The sequence below is a fragment of the Paenibacillus hunanensis genome (assembly GCF_034055775.1).
GTDB classification, from domain to species: domain Bacteria; phylum Bacillota; class Bacilli; order Paenibacillales; family Paenibacillaceae; genus Saccharibacillus; species Saccharibacillus hunanensis.
This window is the reverse complement of sequence record NZ_CP139194.1, coordinates 1,960,788-1,977,836: the sequence shown is the minus strand read 5'-3', so window position 1 is coordinate 1,977,836 and position 17,049 is coordinate 1,960,788. Positions and strand designations below refer to the sequence as shown.

General features: G+C 47.1%; 12 protein-coding genes and 1 tRNA gene. 4 read left to right on the top strand and 9 right to left on the bottom strand.

Features of this window, described 5'->3' with window-relative positions; all coding sequences use genetic code 11:
• Position 1: 1 nt before the first annotated feature.
• Entirely contained in the window at positions 2 to 1,306 is a 1,305-nt protein-coding gene (locus tag SK066_RS07990; RefSeq protein WP_320544282.1) for an ABC transporter substrate-binding protein, read from the bottom strand.
• Positions 1,307 to 2,016: 710 nt separating this feature from the next.
• Positions 2,017 to 3,009: a LacI family DNA-binding transcriptional regulator gene (locus tag SK066_RS07985; protein WP_320544281.1), complete on the bottom strand. Its 993-nt coding sequence runs from the start codon at positions 3,007 to 3,009 to the stop codon at positions 2,017 to 2,019.
• 303 nt (positions 3,010 to 3,312) lie between these two features.
• Here SK066_RS07985 and SK066_RS07980 point away from each other — a divergent pair, with 303 nt between their 5' ends.
• Positions 3,313 to 4,845 carry a glycoside hydrolase family 30 protein gene (locus tag SK066_RS07980; RefSeq protein WP_320544280.1) on the top strand — a complete coding sequence of 511 codons (1,533 nt, stop codon included), beginning with the start codon at positions 3,313 to 3,315 and terminating at the stop codon, positions 4,843 to 4,845.
• Between the two features lie 493 nt (positions 4,846 to 5,338).
• The gene (locus SK066_RS07975) at positions 5,339 to 6,055 is read left to right on the top strand and encodes a GntR family transcriptional regulator (protein WP_188776416.1); all 717 of its coding nucleotides are present in this window, start codon (positions 5,339 to 5,341) and stop codon (positions 6,053 to 6,055) included.
• A 204-nt stretch (positions 6,056 to 6,259) separates the two neighbouring features.
• Here SK066_RS07975 and SK066_RS07970 read toward each other — a convergent pair whose 3' ends face one another.
• Both SK066_RS07970 and SK066_RS07965 read right to left on the bottom strand, forming a co-directional pair.
• On the bottom strand, positions 6,260 to 7,024 hold the full coding sequence (locus SK066_RS07970; RefSeq protein WP_320544279.1) for a GolD/DthD family dehydrogenase: 765 nt from the start codon (positions 7,022 to 7,024) through the stop codon (positions 6,260 to 6,262).
• A gap of 2 nt (positions 7,025 to 7,026) precedes the next feature.
• Positions 7,027 to 8,589 (bottom strand): xylulokinase, encoded by a 1,563-nt coding sequence (locus tag SK066_RS07965; RefSeq protein WP_320544278.1) that lies wholly within the window; start codon positions 8,587 to 8,589, stop codon positions 7,027 to 7,029.
• Between the two features lie 336 nt (positions 8,590 to 8,925).
• Between SK066_RS07965 and deoC the strand changes: the two genes are divergently transcribed.
• Both deoC and SK066_RS07955 read left to right on the top strand, forming a co-directional pair.
• The gene (gene deoC, locus SK066_RS07960; protein WP_320544277.1) at positions 8,926 to 9,675 is read left to right on the top strand and encodes a deoxyribose-phosphate aldolase; all 750 of its coding nucleotides are present in this window, start codon (positions 8,926 to 8,928) and stop codon (positions 9,673 to 9,675) included.
• A gap of 364 nt (positions 9,676 to 10,039) precedes the next feature.
• On the top strand, positions 10,040 to 10,255 hold the full coding sequence (locus SK066_RS07955) for a hypothetical protein (RefSeq protein WP_188776412.1): 216 nt from the start codon (positions 10,040 to 10,042) through the stop codon (positions 10,253 to 10,255).
• Between the two features lie 135 nt (positions 10,256 to 10,390).
• Here SK066_RS07955 and SK066_RS07950 read toward each other — a convergent pair.
• The 5 genes from SK066_RS07950 to carA all read right to left on the bottom strand — a co-directional run bounded on the left by SK066_RS07950 (position 10,391) and on the right by carA (position 17,011).
• Positions 10,391 to 10,464, bottom strand: a tRNA-Ile gene (locus tag SK066_RS07950).
• A gap of 545 nt (positions 10,465 to 11,009) precedes the next feature.
• Positions 11,010 to 11,651, bottom strand: a complete 642-nt coding sequence (pyrE, locus tag SK066_RS07945; RefSeq protein WP_320544276.1) for an orotate phosphoribosyltransferase — start codon at positions 11,649 to 11,651, stop codon at positions 11,010 to 11,012.
• A complete protein-coding gene (gene pyrF / locus SK066_RS07940; RefSeq protein WP_320544275.1) occupies positions 11,638 to 12,387 on the bottom strand; it encodes an orotidine-5'-phosphate decarboxylase in 750 nt (249 codons plus the stop codon). The genes pyrE and pyrF overlap by 14 nt, the downstream gene beginning before the upstream one ends.
• Before the next feature lie 194 nt (positions 12,388 to 12,581).
• A complete protein-coding gene (gene carB, locus SK066_RS07935) occupies positions 12,582 to 15,878 on the bottom strand; it encodes a carbamoyl-phosphate synthase large subunit (protein ID WP_320544274.1) in 3,297 nt (1,098 codons plus the stop codon).
• A 2-nt stretch (positions 15,879 to 15,880) separates the two neighbouring features.
• A complete protein-coding gene (gene carA / locus SK066_RS07930) occupies positions 15,881 to 17,011 on the bottom strand; it encodes a glutamine-hydrolyzing carbamoyl-phosphate synthase small subunit (protein WP_320544273.1) in 1,131 nt (376 codons plus the stop codon).
• Between the last annotated feature and the right edge of the window lie 38 nt (positions 17,012 to 17,049).

Genomic DNA, 17,049 nt, shown 5'->3' with positions numbered 1-17,049 from the left:
CCTATTTCTGGTTTTTGTAGTACGTTTCAATCGCCTGCGCCAGCTCAGCACGGGTTTCCTTTTTGGCAATATACTTCTGGATGTCCTGTGCCAGAATATTGCCCCAGTCCTCCACCTTTACATAGTTAGAGCTGAATGGCATCGTTTTGTCTTCCTTGATGGCGTCGCTGATCGCTGCGCCAAGCGGATTGCTGACTTTATACGGATTATTTTTGAAAGCAGAGATAATCTGTGCCTGATTTACTAGAAAGTCCTGACCCTTTTTGTTATACACAATCCAATCGAGAAACTTTTTCGCTGCTGCTTGCTGCTCTGGCGTTGCATTTTTGTTAATGACGAGAATATTGGTTGGGCCAACAGCAATTTTGTTATTTAGCGGATTAGACGGATCATTATCGACGGGTACAGGCATAAAGCCGAATGATTCACCGGACACTGCTTTAAGCGAGTCATACGCCCAGTTCCCGTTGAACAGAATGGCAGACTCTCCTTTGCCTACACTTACATGTGCATCATCGTAATACTTGCCAAGCGGACGTTCGCCATATTTGTTATATTCCGGCGAGGTTAGCAGATCCAAAGTATCGTAGTAACCATTCCACACCGGATTGCTTGCTAGATCGAAGGTACCTGCTTTAAGCTGATTCACAATTGTAGTTGGATCAGCCGCTTGATTGAGAAATTGCGTGCTGTAATGATTGGCAACCGACCAGTTTTCCGTTTGATAAGCAACCGGATAGGTGATGCCAGATGCTTTAATTTGATCCAGTAGCTCTTTTAGCTTATCTCGTGTATTAATCGAAAATGGATCGAAGGAGCCACCGATTGCCTTATCAACTACGTTTTTGTTGTACACAAGTCCGAAGCCTTCAATCGAGAAGGGGAAGCCGGCAATTTTACCGTTTGTATCCTTCACACCGTATGGTGTATCTTGATTCCATTTTTCCTGAGATAGATCAATGCCAAAATCTTTGTATTTGTTTGTAATCGAATCAGGGGACATCATCGCCATAGTGACCGTTTTGCCAGATGCGGTGAGCTTATCGAGCAGATTAACCGTATCTCCAACTGCACCGGAGAGCGCTTCGACGTGAATGTCTGGATTTTCTGCCATAAAGTCTTTAGCTGCCTGTGCCCATTGAGTAGCAATCTCACCCTTTCCGTTCGTAATGACAATATTCACTTTGCCATCCGCCGTTGTTGCTGCATCATCCGTTTGAGAGCTTGCCTTGCCACAACCAGCAAGCGTGAAGGCGAGTACGCCAGTCATTGTCCAGAGCATTGTTTTTTTCCAGGTCTTTTTCACAGAAATCCCTCCATAATATGAATACATTGTTTAGCATCTATTTCGATATTGCGATGGATGCGCGTAGTTGGGTTGAAACCGAATGAAGCACTAAAGCGCAAAGCAGACATACCGGATAATGAGTATGGAATAGCAACAGGATTAAAATGATCTATTGATACAAATAAGTAGTAGCTACAGTTCGTTGTTTTAAGATGTATACTTTCGAATGAATAGACTACCCATTTTCAAAATAAAGAATTCCGAATGTAGATCATCTTTTTTGGGAACGATACCAAAAATACATACGTAAAAGCTTTATCATATCAAGCGCTTACAATATAGTCTATCTCTTCTCATCACTCGCCTTTCGATCTCGATCATTCATAAAGTAATCACCTTGAAAATCAGCTACATCACTAATAAAAACATGTTCAGGAAGCTTGAGCAATCATCTAAGCTTATGCTTAAACCCTGCTGACAGTAGATCGATTAGCTTGGTGGAATAAATATATCATCGATTGGTAACGGTTTCAATAACCTTTTTTAATTTTCTTGTATCGTAGCAAATGAAATAGCGAAGATTTCCGTATATCTATTAGCTACAGCTCATTTATGATCATATTTTTCACAATAAAATAACAAAACCAGTGTCTGCAGCTCTAGTTACTTTTACACTCCCAATTGGGAACGTTCCCAAAAATAAGAAAACGAAGCCTTTCCTGTAGACATCAGGTAGACTCGCGTATAACCAGTTCTACAGGAAGCTTGCATAGTAATGCTGATAATGGCTGCTGATCCATTAGCTGAATAAGCATATCGACCGCCTGTTTACCCATTAAGGAGATTGGCTGACGAATGGTCGTGAGCGATGGGCTGAGTACTTCCGCAATAGGCTGATCATCAAAGCCGATAATGGCAAGATCGTTAGGAATATGTAATCCTGCCTTACGCGCCGCCATCATAAGCCCACTGGCAATCTCGTCACTGCCTGTAAACACGGCGGTTGGACGATCACTCATTTCTAGAATTAGCTCCATAACCTTCTTGCCATCCTCAATCGTATGACGATCCACAAGAATCCAGTTTGGATTGATCGTAATCCCTGCTTCCTCCAGCGCTCGCTGATACGCCTGGTTACGATCCTTATCCTTGCCATAATCATTAAATAGCCCACCGGTGCAGTACATGATTTTACGGTGACCACGCTCGATAAGATGGCGAATCGCTGCATACGTACCTTCATGCTGATCAACGCGAATCGTAGGCACATCACTCTGATTGACGTATTCGTTGCATAGCACGATTGGACCAAATGCAGTATAAGGCTCAATATCAGCCCAATCATTTTCAATCGCTGCCATAATAATGCCATCTGCCTGCTTATTTTTGAGCAAATCCAGATAAGCCAGCTCCTTGGACTTGTGTTCATTCGTTTGACAGATCAACGTTTGATAGCCCTGACGATAGCCCTCCTGCTCAATCGCATCTACAAGATAAGCAAAGAAAGGGTTCACAATCTTTGGCACGATAACCGCAATCGTTGTCGTCACCTGCCCGCGTAGCTTACGCGCCGAAGGATTGGGAACGAAACCAAGCTGCTCCATCGCCTCCAATACCTGACGTCGTTTATCTGGTGAAATATGGGGATAATTATTAATGACACGTGATACCGTCGTCTTGGACACCCCCGCTTGACGGGCTACATCAATAATATTAACCATATGTCACACTCCAATATTGTTATTGAAACCAGTTTCAATTATTTTAGCGTATAATTCATAAATGGGAAAGCGCTAACCCTTATACGTATCAGCATCGTATAAAAATAGCGAATTCCATCTGTAACATAGCAGCTATAATGCAAGCACAGTTGCTCTTTGCTATCGTCTTTTATATCTACTCAATAGTCTATACTTAGATTTTTTTATTCCATTCCCATATCATATAAGCGATCTAAAACTAGATAATTATGTAAAAATTAGGTTGTAAATCCTTCTGCCTGCTGATAACATGAGCGATGTTCGGTGAAACGCTTACAACTGCAAACCGAGGTGTATGTGATGTCGATATTGAAAAAGAGTCTTCATGTCGTTTTATTAAGTAGTCTGGTCATTACGCCGCTCATTTCTGTAGCGCCATCCTCTGCCTATGCTGCTAATGAAAAAGCTCAGGTGTGGCTTACAACCGCTGATCCGAATACGGAGCCCAAGGTAGGGCTGAGCACAGATCGACGCCTGACCCGACAGAATGATCTGACATTCAGCAGCACAACAGGTAATGCAGATTACACATTTAACATTAATGAAGGCACGACATACCAGCAGATGGACGGATTTGGCGTCTCTCTTACCGATGCTTCCGCCTGGCTGCTCAATTACAAGCTCAGCAGTACAAAACGCAATGAAGTGATGAGCAATCTGTTCAGCGGCTCCGGTATCTCAATGAGTATGCTGCGCCAGCCGATGGGCGCAAGTGACTTTGCCTGGAGCACCTATACTTATGATGATGTAAATGGAGATACAGCGCTGAATCAGTTCAGTATCGCGCGCGATCAACCCTATATCATCCCGATCGTTAAAGCCGCACTGGCTAAAAATGCCGGGATTAAAATCATCGCCTCCCCGTGGAGCGCACCGGCATGGATGAAGTACACAACGAATGACAAAAATGGTACAGGCAAGCTCAAGGCTGAGAATTATCCAGTGTATGCTAATTATTTTGTCAAATTCATTCAAGCGTATCAGGCGCAGGGGATTCCGATCTATGCGGTCACACCGCAAAATGAGCCATTATTCGAGCCAGGGCGTTATCCAGGTATGCTCATGAACGAGCAGGATCAGATTGGTATGATCGGCGACTATCTTGGCCCGGCGCTGCGTGCTGCGGGTCTGAATACGAAGGTGATCGCTTATGATCATAACTATGATAACTGGACGTTCCCGCGTACTGTTGTACAGGGCTTGAAGGACAATGGCAAATCTCAGTACATCGCTGGTAGTGCCTTCCATCATTATGGCGGCGATTTTACAGCGATGACGAATATGCATAATGCTCATCCAGACAAAGACATCTGGTTCACCGAGGGTGGCTTTGGTGATTGGAACGATCCGGTAAATGGTACCACGCAGGGCTTTGACAATATGATCAATGAGTTTATCGGGATGACTCGCAACTGGTCGAAATCGATTATTTTGTGGAATGCGGCTCTGGATCAGAAGGATGGCCCAAGTGTGATTGGTGATAATAACACTAATAAAGGCATGGTCACGATCCAGAACTCGGATAATAACTCCAGTAATCCAGAGGATAAGGTAACATACACGAAGCAGTATTATCTGCTCGGTCACTTTAGCAAATTTGTCAGTCCGGGTGCTTATCGAATCGACTCCAATACCTTTAATGACATGCAAAGTGTAGCGTTCAAAAACACGGACGGCTCCAAAGCAGTCGTGCTATACAACTCGCAAAATAGTGCACGGACGGTTAAAGTCAATTGGAACAACCAGTCGGTGAACTACACAGTTCCTGCCAAATCGGTTGTGACATTAAAATGGTGATGGGAATGAACGAGTGAACAGACAAGCTACGTTTAAACCAGGTATGAGCATATGTGGCTTAGATCGTATATACACGCTGCTAGATAGGAAGCTATATTCTATATGCGAGCGTAACCAACAGCGCTATATCTGATTGATGTTCATGAGCAAGGCTGTCTTTCACCTGTAGTGTATACTTTCGTTCCATTTTACGCTGTAGAAGCATGGTAGCCGGAGCGTTGCACCGAACAGGCAAGCTATGGACTTTCTACCATGTATTCTGATTGGATTCGTCGCCTTGTATACTTTTTATTTGTCCTAAAAGTTTAAGCGCTTTAACTTATTTGAAAGATCATGATCTTTTCTTGAATAAAGATTCTTTTTATGGCAAGATCAGCTTATACAGGCATGCAGAGCAGGAGCATCGTGATGTAGGAGCGATAGTATACGCACCTGTACATCCGCTAGCTCTGCTCACATGACCTGCTGATCGATCGCCAAAGGAGTCCAGTCCATGAATAATATTCCCGCTTATCGCAAAGTATACAGTCTGCTCAAGCAAGATATTAAAGAAGGTGTCTATCCAGCCGGTACGCTATTACCAACTGAATCCGAGCTGGAGGAACGATTTCATTTTAGCCGCACGACCATTCGGAAAGCGATTGAACAATTACATAGCGAAGGCTTTGTTCGCAAAACGCAGGGCAAAGGCACCGAGGTGCTCGATACCTCTACAACGCAGCGACTAAACCATCTCACCTCCATTACCGAAACGCTCATCGCCAAAGGCTATGATGTGCAAACGCGCGGTATGTCGATTCAATTGATCTCACCGCCGGAATCGATTGCCCACGAGCTCCAACTCCCCGCAGGACAGCAGGTCTACTGGGTTCAGCGGGTGCAATATGCGGATGGACAGCCGATTGCATTGATGAATAATTATTTGCGTGCTAGCAAGGTGCCCGGACTGGAGCAGTATAGTAATACATTTAACAGCCTGTATGCTTTTCTGGAGCAAACGTATCAATTGATTTTGCTACATGCGTCAGAGCGATTATCAGCGGTGGCTGCTGATTTTACAGAATCGCAGATTTTACAGGTGCCGCTTGGCGCTCCGCTATTATGCAGTAAACGGTTAACCTTTATCGAACAAGGACCTTTTGAATACAGCATCACCAAGCTGGTAGCAGACAAATACGAATATAGCGTCTACCTGGAGGGCAGACGCTGATAAGGGAGATGAAAGTAAGCCGTGCTGGAATAGCAGGCTACTGAATCTGATAGGGTTCGTTAAGTGGCTGTGATCTTCATTCCATGATCGATAGGGTGATGACGATATGGCTATAGCTCCACAAGTTGTGCGATATCAATGCTTCATTCAGTCTATCGATTATCCCATCTACTAAAACAATGGCTCCTCTGCTATAACGTCAGATTAGTGGATCGTATAGCCTCCATCTACAACGAGATTCGCGCCTGTCACCATATTGGATGCCTGGCTTGCAAGGAATAAGGCGGCAGCAGCAATCTCGCCTGGCTCAGCAAAACGACCAGCAGGTGTATTGCGAATCGCCTCGTCCTTGATCTCCCCTTCCCAGTAGCCTTCGATTAGTGGTGTATACGTTGCCGTTGGAGAAATGGCATTGACCTGAATGCCGTATTTGCCCCATTCGTAAGCAAGCGATTTGGTAACGGAAATAACGGCTGCCTTGCTGGCACTATAGGCCACATGGCGATCGATGGCTACAATGCCTGCCTGCGAGGCAAGGCTGATGATCTTGCCGCCCTGTTTGGCAGCAATAAGCTCGCGTCCTACCTGCTGTGACATGAAAAATGTACCATTCAGATTCACACGCATCGTCCGATGCCAGTCTTCCTCTGGATAATCCTCTGCCCACTCCACCGGTCCAATCCCTGCACTATTAACGAGAATATCCAAACGTCCAAAATGTTCCTTCGCTGCGCTAACCGCCTGCACAACCGAAGCACGATCCCCCACATCGACTGTGAATGCCGCTGCACGCTCCAGGCTACTCGCCACCTCCTGTGCTTGCTCCAGATTCAGATCGAGTAACGCAACCGAAGCTCCTTTTTCTACAAATAGCTGCGCCACGGCTCGTCCGATACCGGATGCAGCACCAGTAATGATGGCTGTTTTCCCTGCCAGAGAAAAGCTTGTATCTATCGAATTGATCTGCATGCTCATTCCTCCATTCTGCTAGTGATTGGTGATTGTGCCTGATGCTTCCGTGTATGATGATGCATATACTCCCCAAGGGCTGCCACTTGCTCATGAATATGCTGAAATACAGGTAATATGTGTTGATATATTTCACGACTGGACGGTTCAGGCTGGCTTGTATGCTCGACGATATGTACATCCGCAATCCCGCTGTAATCGTTCCACCAGCCTACTGCACGCGCTGCAATCGCAGCCGCTCCCAGGGAAGCCGCATCCTGATCAATATTCGTTTTGACAATGTTCATATCGAACACATCGGCAAACATCTGTCGCCATAACGCACTACGACTTCCTCCACCGCAAAATAACAATTCACCCGTAATCGGTGTGCGCTGACGTAGTAGATCGAGCGACAGCTTGAGATTCATAGCGATTCCTTCCATTGCTGCACGAATCAGGTCATTACGTGTGGTCGCTAGCTGTAAGCCGATATAACTTCCCTGAATATGGACACTTGCATCCTGCGAAGTTCCACCTGCCAGACTCGGATCAAAAAGTACACCATTCGAGCCAGGCGGCGCTGCTGCTGCCAGCTCATTCATCTTATCGTAAGCGCCTGGCTGCTCCGCCAGCTCCGAGCATAGCTGGTCTCGTACCCAGCGCAGAGAACTTCCACCGGCGAAAATAGAATAGGCACTCGTATACATCCCTTCGGCAATATGGGCAAATACATATGGCCTTGTCGCTATATCCAGCACAGGCTCTGATGAGTTCACAGGTATCCAGCTGGATGAGCCAAGAGACACATAGCTACGTCCCTCCTCACTGCCAACAGCCCCCAGCGCCATACACGCATTATCTACACCACCACATGCGACCGGCGTTCCTTCTGCTAAGCCGGTATAGGCCGCTGCCTCCGCTGTGACATGTCCGATTAGCTCATGTGACGGAACGATCGGCGGAAATACATGAGGTGCAATGCCTGCTACATCCAGCCATTCCTCTACTAGTACACCCTGCTTGAGATCATACGCGCCTAGCCCGGATGCATACGATGGATCGGTATAGATCGCTCCAGTTAGCCTGTAGTTGATATAGTCCTTCGAGCCGAGCAGCACATCGGTTCGTGCGAAAATGTCCGGCTGATACTTTTGCATCCACATCAGCTTGAATAACGGATAGCAGGCTGCCGGGAAGCCATTACCTGTGCGCAGGTACCATTGCTGCTCGTCTACTTTTTGGAAAAATAATGCTGCCTCAGCTTCAGCACGCTTGTCTGACCAAATCGGCACCTGCTCCAGCAATGCACCCTCGGTACGGCTAATGGGCACGCTAACCAGACTATGCCCAGATAAACTAATGCAAGCAATCTGTGTAGCATCCACACCAGCGGTCGATAGCAATGAATGAGTCGATTGTGCAATTCCCTGCCACCAATCCGCAGGACGCTGCTGATGATAATTCGGCTGAGGATAATAGGTCGCATATTCGGTAAACGAACGTGCAACGGTTTGCATATGACGATCGTATAGCGAAGCCTTCACTCCACCAGTGCCTAGATCGTAAGAGATTAGATACGACATCGTGCTCCCTCCTTCTATGATTGGCTATCTATCATTAGCTATATATAGAAAAATTGTAGTTAGCTTTAAGCATGAGGTACTTTTGCATAGTGTCTTTGCATTGAATATATTAAAGATAACTATCTTTTGTCAAGCGCTTTCATTCTTGAGCGTTTTGATAGAATATCGATTGAAGTAGAAAAATTATTTATTACACAGTGCTAATTATAGTATTAATCAAAGTATTAATAAGGTTTTTCAGTTCGCTTGTTATAAAGATAGAGCTTGTATTTCAGGATTCCATCCGCTATATTGATCACATAAAAGATAATTATCTTTATTAAAAGGAGATACAATATGGAACATACAGAGTTAGAGCTTGCCAACATTGGGCGCTGGGTCGATGTCAGTGCGGTACGGACAGATGTGACACATGACGAGGTCGATCTATTAATTGGAATTGTAAAGGCCTATCATTGCATCTGTGCTAGTCCAATGCCGTATATGACGGACTATGTGATTCGCGAGCTGAAGCATACACCAGATACTGTGGTGACGGGTGTGGTCGGTTTTCCTTCCGGTGCAGATACGGTATCGATGAAGGTTCATACAGCGCGTGAAATGCTTGGGCTTGGTTGCCTTGAATTAGATATGGTCATTAATGTGGGAGCGCTCAAATCAGGAGATAGGAAGCGTGTAGTACACGATATACAGGCGGTCGTTGATGCTGCTGAGGGTATTCCGGTGAAAGCAATTCTGGAAATTGCTTATTTAACCGATGATGAGATTCGCAGAGGAAGCGAGCTGGTCGTCTCCGCAGGCGCAGCATTTGTGAAGACGGGAACGGGCTGGGGACCGAAGCCAACGACTGTCGAGACGATCAAGCTTATTCGCTCTACGATTGGCGATGCTGCGCAGATCAAAGCCGCAGGCGGTATTCGTGATCTGGAGACCCTGCTGGCGATGCGCGCCGCGGGTTGTGATCGTTTTGGTATCGGTGTGCGTTCCGCATTGACGATTCTGGAGGATGCGTATACGCGCGCCGGGTTAACAATCCCTGAAGTGGATGGAGTAAGCTCACATGGAGCAGTGCATGATCGGTATTAATATTGAATATAAATGCAGTGTTGATACTAATATAGTGTTGGTACTAATGCAGTGCTGGTACTAATGCAGTGCTGGTACTAATGCAATGTTGATGCTAATACATTGTTGGTACTAATACGACATTCATACTGATGCAGTATGAATGTTGAATCGATAGGAATAGACGATCTAATGCGTAGCAAAAGAGTAATTTTAGACTTAGTATGAAGCACAGCCTCTCTGAATGCTGATTCAGTCGATAACGTTATGGTTTATTCGATAGCATAGATGCCGTGACGTTGCTGGCTCTTACCGTGATGGTAGCGGCATATCCGATGATCCCCTATCGGCTATCCTATAACGCATTCAGAAAGGATGAATCCAGATGAATACACCTAACAATGACCACACTCCGGATAACAAGCATAAGCATGATGATGAAGCCTTTGAACAGGGTACAGGTGCTGGCGTCGATCCGATTCCAGAGCCAGATCCCCATGCCAAGCATCGCGCTGCCGATCTGCTAGAGGAAGCAGTGGATGAATCCGTAGAGAAGCTTGAGGATGATTTTACGAGTGATAAGGATAAACACAAAAAGTAATAAGCAATATACGGCAATATTTTGTGATCTCGTATGAACATACCACTTCAAGTATACTACTTCAATCAAGCATACCGTTCCAAAATAAAAAGACGATTCATCCGCACCTTTCGCGAATGAATCGTCTTTTACGTATGGGCCCAGAGGGACTCGAACCCCCGACCAACCGGTTATGAGCCGGTAGCTCTAACCAACTGAGCTATAGGCCCGCATGACCAAAAGAACGTTTTCTTTTAGTGTATCAAGTAAACAGCGACTCAATTAATATACCGCAATTTCCGAGTATTTGTCAATCATTTTTGCAGTGGATTGCTTGTATACAGGCGTTAGCGTCTCTATAACCAACAAATCATTTACTTTAAACGATCTCGCTCAGGAATGCAGGTTTTTGCTCTAATGACATTCAATGATGGATGTAAGGAGCAATTGATATACCATACAACTAAAAATAACGACTACAGATCGTAGACTATGGGTTGTAGGCTATAGATTTTAGATTTTAGATTTTAGATTTTAGATTTTAGATTTTGGATCATAAATGTAAATAAAACGCTGTATGCTCCAATTGGATGATATACAGCGTTTATTATTTTACTATTCTTATCATTTATCAATACAGTTCAGCACATCAGATCGTCCTTCGCACAGGCTACATATCCACCTACGTAAGCAATTGACTACGCTGAACCTACACGACGATATCGGCGTCGTTAATATTATGCACAGCTATACGTTAGCCTATACCATCCAATACTTATTTCCCAAATGCTTCTGGATTTGCGCGCCAGGAATGCAGTAGCTCCAGATCCTCTTCTTTGACTGTACCCAGCTCAACCGCTTTTTCGATCAATGCTGTGTAGTTAGACAGAGTTTGCAGTGGCAGATTAGCATCTTCGAATGCTTGCATAGCTTTATCAAGCTGATAGCTGAAAATGGCCAGTACAACGAGTGGCTCTGCGCCTGCTTCGCGGATCGCTTCTGCTGCCTTGATCGAGCTTCCACCTGTTGAGATCAGGTCTTCAATGACTACAACGCGTTGACCTGGCTTGATTAGTCCTTCGATCTGATTTTGCTTGCCATGTCCTTTGGCTTTGTCGCGCACGTATGCCATTGGCAAATCTAGCTTCTCTGCTACCCATGCCGCATGTGGAATCCCTGCGGTCGCTGTCCCTGCAATCACATCTGCATCTGGATATTGATTACGAATGATCGTTGCGAATCCGTCTGCAATTTGATCGCGAATAAATGGATACGACATCGTCAGACGGTTATCGCAATAGATCGGCGACTTGATACCGGACGTCCATGTGAATGGCTCCTGTGGACGAAGCGCGACGGCTTCGATTTTAAGCAAGGCTGCTGCGATATGTGCTGGAATCTCTTCAATGGTTAACATGTTCGTTCATCTCCTCTATAATCTGCTCGGCTGCCGCTCTCGGATCAGCAGCGGCTGTAATTGGACGTCCGACAACAAGATAATCGTTACCGGCTTCAATGGCGCGCCCCGGTGTCATAATACGTGTCTGATCGGCAACATCGGCACCGGCTGGACGCACGCCTGGTGTTACGGTGACGAAGGAACGTCCACACGCTGCCTTGATCGCTGGGCCTTCCAGCGGCGATGATACTACTCCATCCAGTCCGCATTCATGCGCCAGACTAGCGTAACGCACAACCGTCTCCTCTACACTGCCTGGAATGCCGATATCTTCGTTCATCGTCTGCTGAGAGGTGCTTGTTAATTGTGTGACCGCGATGAGCACCGGACGCTTGAGTGTGGCATCCTCACTGAGCGCCTGCTCCATACCTGCTACGGCTGCCTTCATCATCTCACGACCACCCGCAGCATGCACATTGAACATATCCACGCCAAGTCGGGTGATGCTATGCGCACCGCCTTTGACAGTGTTCGGAATATCATGCATTTTCAGATCCAAAAAAACAGAGTAGCCTTTTTCCTTTAGCTCACGTACAAATTGTGGCCCTGCCGCATAAAATAGCTGCATGCCCACCTTGATGTAGCATGGAATCCCCTGAAGCGTATCGATTAGCTTGCGTGCCTGCGCTACGTCTGGATAGTCCAGCGCCACGATCAGTCGCTGTGCAGCCGCGGTATGTACATATTCGGTCATCGCCTGCCATCTCCTTGTCTATTTCTGATTTTGGTCAAATCGGACTATACTTATTCCGTCATAACAGTTCCATCATAACAGCTTCCCTCAGCACAGCACTTTGCATCTGTTAAATCTAAAACCAGATCATAAATGCGCACACAAATGACGGCGGACACGTGTATGGTCCGCCGCATAGGTGGTTCTATCTACATTTAGCTCAGAATCGTTTCTTGATCCTGTAATTGACCTACAGCTGCTTGTACGACTTTGCTTTCTGGATCAGCTTGCTTTTCTTTACTCAACACGGGCATAGAGTAGGAAGAGAAGTTGATCGTATCGAGCATGGTCAGCAGCGCTTCTACTGTATCAAGCGATGTCATACATACGACGCCGTTCTCTACCGCTTCACGACGGATACGGAAGCCGTCACGCTCTGGTGTTTTGCCCTTCGTCAATGTGTTGACAACGAAGTTCGCCTGTCCACTGCGAATCAGATCAAGAATATTCGGTGTACCTTCGGATAGCTTGTTCACAACCGTCACTGGAATGTTCGCTGCTTTCAGTGCTTCGGCTGTTCCGCCAGTAGCGATGATTTTGTAACCGAGACGGTAGAAGCCTTTGAGCAGGCGTACCGCGTCTTCTTTATCCTTATCCGCTACGGTTGCGATCAGTGCGCCTGTGGATGGAATTTTCATACCTGCACCGATCAGACCTTTGTACAATGCTTTTGCGTACAGCAGGTCGCGTCCCATAACCTCGCCTGTCGATTTCATTTCTGGACCGAGCGTTGGTTCTACGCGGCGCAGTTTTGCGAACGAGAATACTGGTACTTTCACCGATACATGATCGCTTTCTGGCCACAGACCTTCGGTGTAGCCCAGATCAGCTAGCTTGCGTCCGAGAATCGCCTGTGTCGCGATATTCGCCATCGGGATATTCGTTACTTTGCTCAGGAACGGTACGGTACGGGAGGAACGTGGGTTCACCTCGATTACATACACTTCATTTTGGAAAATAACGAACTGGATGTTGACCAGACCGATTGTTTTCAGTTCCTTGGCAATTTTGATCGTGATGTTAACGATCTTCTCCTTGAGCTCTGCGGACAGATGCTGTGGCGGATAGACTGCGATCGAGTCGCCGGAGTGAACGCCTGCACGCTCGATATGCTCCATAATCCCTGGTACGACAACCGTGTCGCCGTCACAGATCGCATCGACCTCAACCTCTTTACCCAGCATGTAGCGGTCAATCAGAACCGGATGCTCTGGATTGATTTTTACCGCTTCTGCCATGTAGCGCAGCAATTCTTCGTCAGAGTATACGATCTCCATCGCGCGTCCACCAAGTACGTAGGATGGACGTACGAGCACCGGATAGCCGAGCTTTTGTGCGGTTTCGACTGCTTCGTCTACCGATTGAACAGTGCTACCCTGTGGCTGAGCAATATTCAGACGGGACAGCAGCGCTTCGAATTTCTTACGATCCTCTGCTTCATCAATGCTGTCGAGGCTTGTACCGATGATATTCACGCCTGCTTTTTGCAGTGGAGCCGCCAGGTTGATCGCTGTTTGTCCACCAAACTGTACGATAACGCCGATTGGTTGCTCCTGCTCGATCACGTTCATAACATCCTCGAAGAACAATGGTTCAAAGTACAGACGATCCGATGTGTTAAAGTCCGTCGATACCGTTTCTGGGTTGTTATTGATAATAACCGCTTCGTAGCCTGCTTCTTGAATTGCCCATACCGCGTGTACAGTAGAGTAGTCAAACTCGATCCCCTGACCAATACGGATTGGACCGGAGCCAAGCACGACAATTTTTTGTTTCGCACTTTGTGTCACTTCATTTTCAGTCTCGTAAGTGGAGTAGTAATAAGGCGTTGTTGCCTCAAACTCAGCTGCACAGGTATCGACCATTTTGTATACCGGTACGAGTCCAAGCTCTTTACGGTACGTACGGATCGACTGCTCATTGCTGAATGTGCCGTTTGGATCATTCGGCTGACGCAGCTCAGCGATAGCGCGATCTGTGAAGCCCAGACGCTTCGCTGTGTACAACGTTTCGTCAGACAGCTTCTCTTCAAAGGCGATAACCGATTCGTAAGCGACAATACGCTCGATTTTATCCAGGAACCACCAGTCGATATTGCTCAGCTCATGGATGTACTCCAGGGTGTAGCCGCGACGGAATGCTTCTGCTACCAGGAACAGACGCTCATCGTCCGCCTTGATCAGTCGCTCGGTCAGCTTCTCATCCGTCAGCTCCACCGCTTCTTTCAAGTACAGGCGATGTACACCGATCTCCAGCGAGCGTACTGCTTTGTGAATCGCTTCTTCAAATGTACGTCCGATTGCCATAACTTCGCCGGTTGCTTTCATCTGCGTACCGAGTTTACGGTTCGCGCTGGTGAATTTGTCAAACGGCCAGCGTGGAATTTTTGCTACGATGTAATCCAGTGTTGGCTCGAAGCAAGCGTAGGTCTGTCCGGTAACCGGGTTCACGATCTCGTCCAGTGTGTAGCCCATTGCAATCTTCGCTGCCATCTTTGCAATCGGATAGCCGGTTGCTTTGGATGCGAGTGCCGAGGAACGGCTGACACGTGGGTTTACCTCGATCACATAGTATTGGTAGCTCTGTGGGTCCAGAGCGAATTGTACGTTACAGCCACCTTCAATATTCAGAGCGCGAATGATTTTGAGCGATGCGGAGCGCAACATTTGGTACTCACGATCGGACAGCGTCTGGCTTGGAGCCACGACGATACTGTCTCCTGTGTGTACGCCAACCGGATCGAAGTTTTCCATATTACATACGACGATACAGTTGTCATTCGCATCACGCATAACCTCGTACTCGACTTCTTTCATACCCGCGATGCTCTTCTCTACCAGACATTGTCCGATTGGGCTATAGCGGATACCTGCTGCTACCGTCTCGCGCAGCTCTTCTTCATTTGCACAGATACCGCCGCCTGTACCACCAAGTGTGTACGCTGGACGCACGATAATCGGATAGCCAATCTCGTTAGCAAATTCCAGTGATTCTTCAAGCGTAGTAACGATAACGCTCTCTGGTACCGGTTGCTCCAGCTCTCTCATCAGCTCGCGGAACAGGTCACGGTCTTCCGCTTTCTCGATCGAGTTCAGCTGTGTACCGAGCAGCTTTACATTTTCGGATTCCAGTACGCCAGCACGTGCCAGCTCAACCGCCATGTTCAGACCGGTTTGTCCGCCCAGTGTTGGCAGCAATCCGTCCGGACGCTCCTGACGGATGATCTGGGTGACGAACTCCAGTGTAATGGGCTCAATATACACCTTATCTGCCATATTCGTATCCGTCATAATCGTTGCCGGGTTGCTGTTGATCAGCACTACCTCAACGCCTTCTTCTTTCAGCGCCTGACACGCCTGGGTGCCAGCGTAGTCGAACTCAGCAGCCTGACCGATAACGATCGGGCCTGAGCCGATAACGAGGATTTTTTTGAGGTCTTTATTGATAGGCATAATTAACGTGCTCCTTTCACAGCGGCGAACATTTCAGCCTGACGTGTTGTTTGAGGCTGGCTTTGCTTATGCTCACGAATCATCGTGAGGAATTGATCGAACAGATAGCTATTATCAAATGGGCCTGGTGCTGCTTCTGGGTGATACTGTACCGAGAACGCCGGATATTTGCTATGCTTCAAGCCTTCGATCGTTTTATCGTTGTTATTAATATGAGTAACTTCCAGTTCTGTACCCTGGATCGATTCTTCTTTTACCGTATAGCCATGATTCTGGGAAGTGATGTAGCAGCGGCCTGTGCTCAGGTCTTTAACCGGATGGTTCCCACCGCGATGACCGAACTTCAGCTTCTCTGTATCTGCTCCACATGCCAGTGCGAACAGCTGGTGTCCGAGGCAGATGCCGAAGATTGGATATTCGCCCAGCAGCTCGCCAATTACGTTAGCTGCGTGCATCACATCTTTCGGGTCCCCAGGGCCGTTAGACAGCTGAATGCCATCTGGATGCAAACGACGAATCTGTTCAGCCGTTGTATCCTGTGGAACAACCACTACATCACAGCCGCGCTGTGTCAGCTCGCGTACGATACCGCTCTTCGCGCCGTAGTCGATCAGCACGATGCGTTCCTTCGCACCCGGGCTGCTGTACACATGCTTGGTAGAGGTGTGGCTCACTTGATTAATTACAGGTGTGGATGCTTGCAGACGCTCCATCAATTCCTCAGGAGCAAGTGCTGCTGTAGTCAAAATCCCGCGCATCGTACCTTGGTGACGGATGCGGCGTGTCAGCATCCGTGTATCGATATCACTAATACCAATGATGCCGTATTCGCGCAGCAGCTCATCGATAGAGTATTGAGCGCGCCAGTTACTTGGAACCGGCTCATGCCGTCGGACGACGAATCCATTGATATACGGACGAACCGATTCAAAGTCATCACGGTTGATCCCGTAGTTTCCGATCAGCGGATAGGTCATCGTTACGATCTGTCCGCAGTACGATGGATCAGACAGTACTTCCTGGTAACCGGTAATCCCCGTGTTGAATACAACCTCTCCCGTTGTTTCACCCTCCGCGCCGAAGCTGCGGCCTGTGAATAATGTTCCGTCTTCCAATAACAATTTTGCCTGCATTCCGTTTCACTCCTCTGTCTTTCCTGAAAGTTATAATG

Coding starts and splice junctions, on each gene's coding strand:
- SK066_RS07985 (WP_320544281.1), bottom strand. CDS start 3,009: ATGGTTAATATTATTGATGTAGCCCGTCAAGCGGGGGTGTCCAAGACG.
- SK066_RS07955 (WP_188776412.1), top strand. CDS start 10,040: ATGAATACACCTAACAATGACCACACTCCGGATAACAAGCATAAGCAT.
- SK066_RS07970 (WP_320544279.1), bottom strand. CDS start 7,024: ATGCAGATCAATTCGATAGATACAAGCTTTTCTCTGGCAGGGAAAACA.
- SK066_RS07975 (WP_188776416.1), top strand. CDS start 5,339: ATGAATAATATTCCCGCTTATCGCAAAGTATACAGTCTGCTCAAGCAA.
- deoC (WP_320544277.1), top strand. CDS start 8,926: ATGGAACATACAGAGTTAGAGCTTGCCAACATTGGGCGCTGGGTCGAT.
- carB (WP_320544274.1), bottom strand. CDS start 15,878: ATGCCTATCAATAAAGACCTCAAAAAAATCCTCGTTATCGGCTCAGGC.
- SK066_RS07965 (WP_320544278.1), bottom strand. CDS start 8,589: ATGTCGTATCTAATCTCTTACGATCTAGGCACTGGTGGAGTGAAGGCT.
- pyrF (WP_320544275.1), bottom strand. CDS start 12,387: ATGACCGAATATGTACATACCGCGGCTGCACAGCGACTGATCGTGGCG.
- pyrE (WP_320544276.1), bottom strand. CDS start 11,651: ATGTTAACCATTGAAGAGATTCCAGCACATATCGCAGCAGCCTTGCTT.
- carA (WP_320544273.1), bottom strand. CDS start 17,011: ATGCAGGCAAAATTGTTATTGGAAGACGGAACATTATTCACAGGCCGC.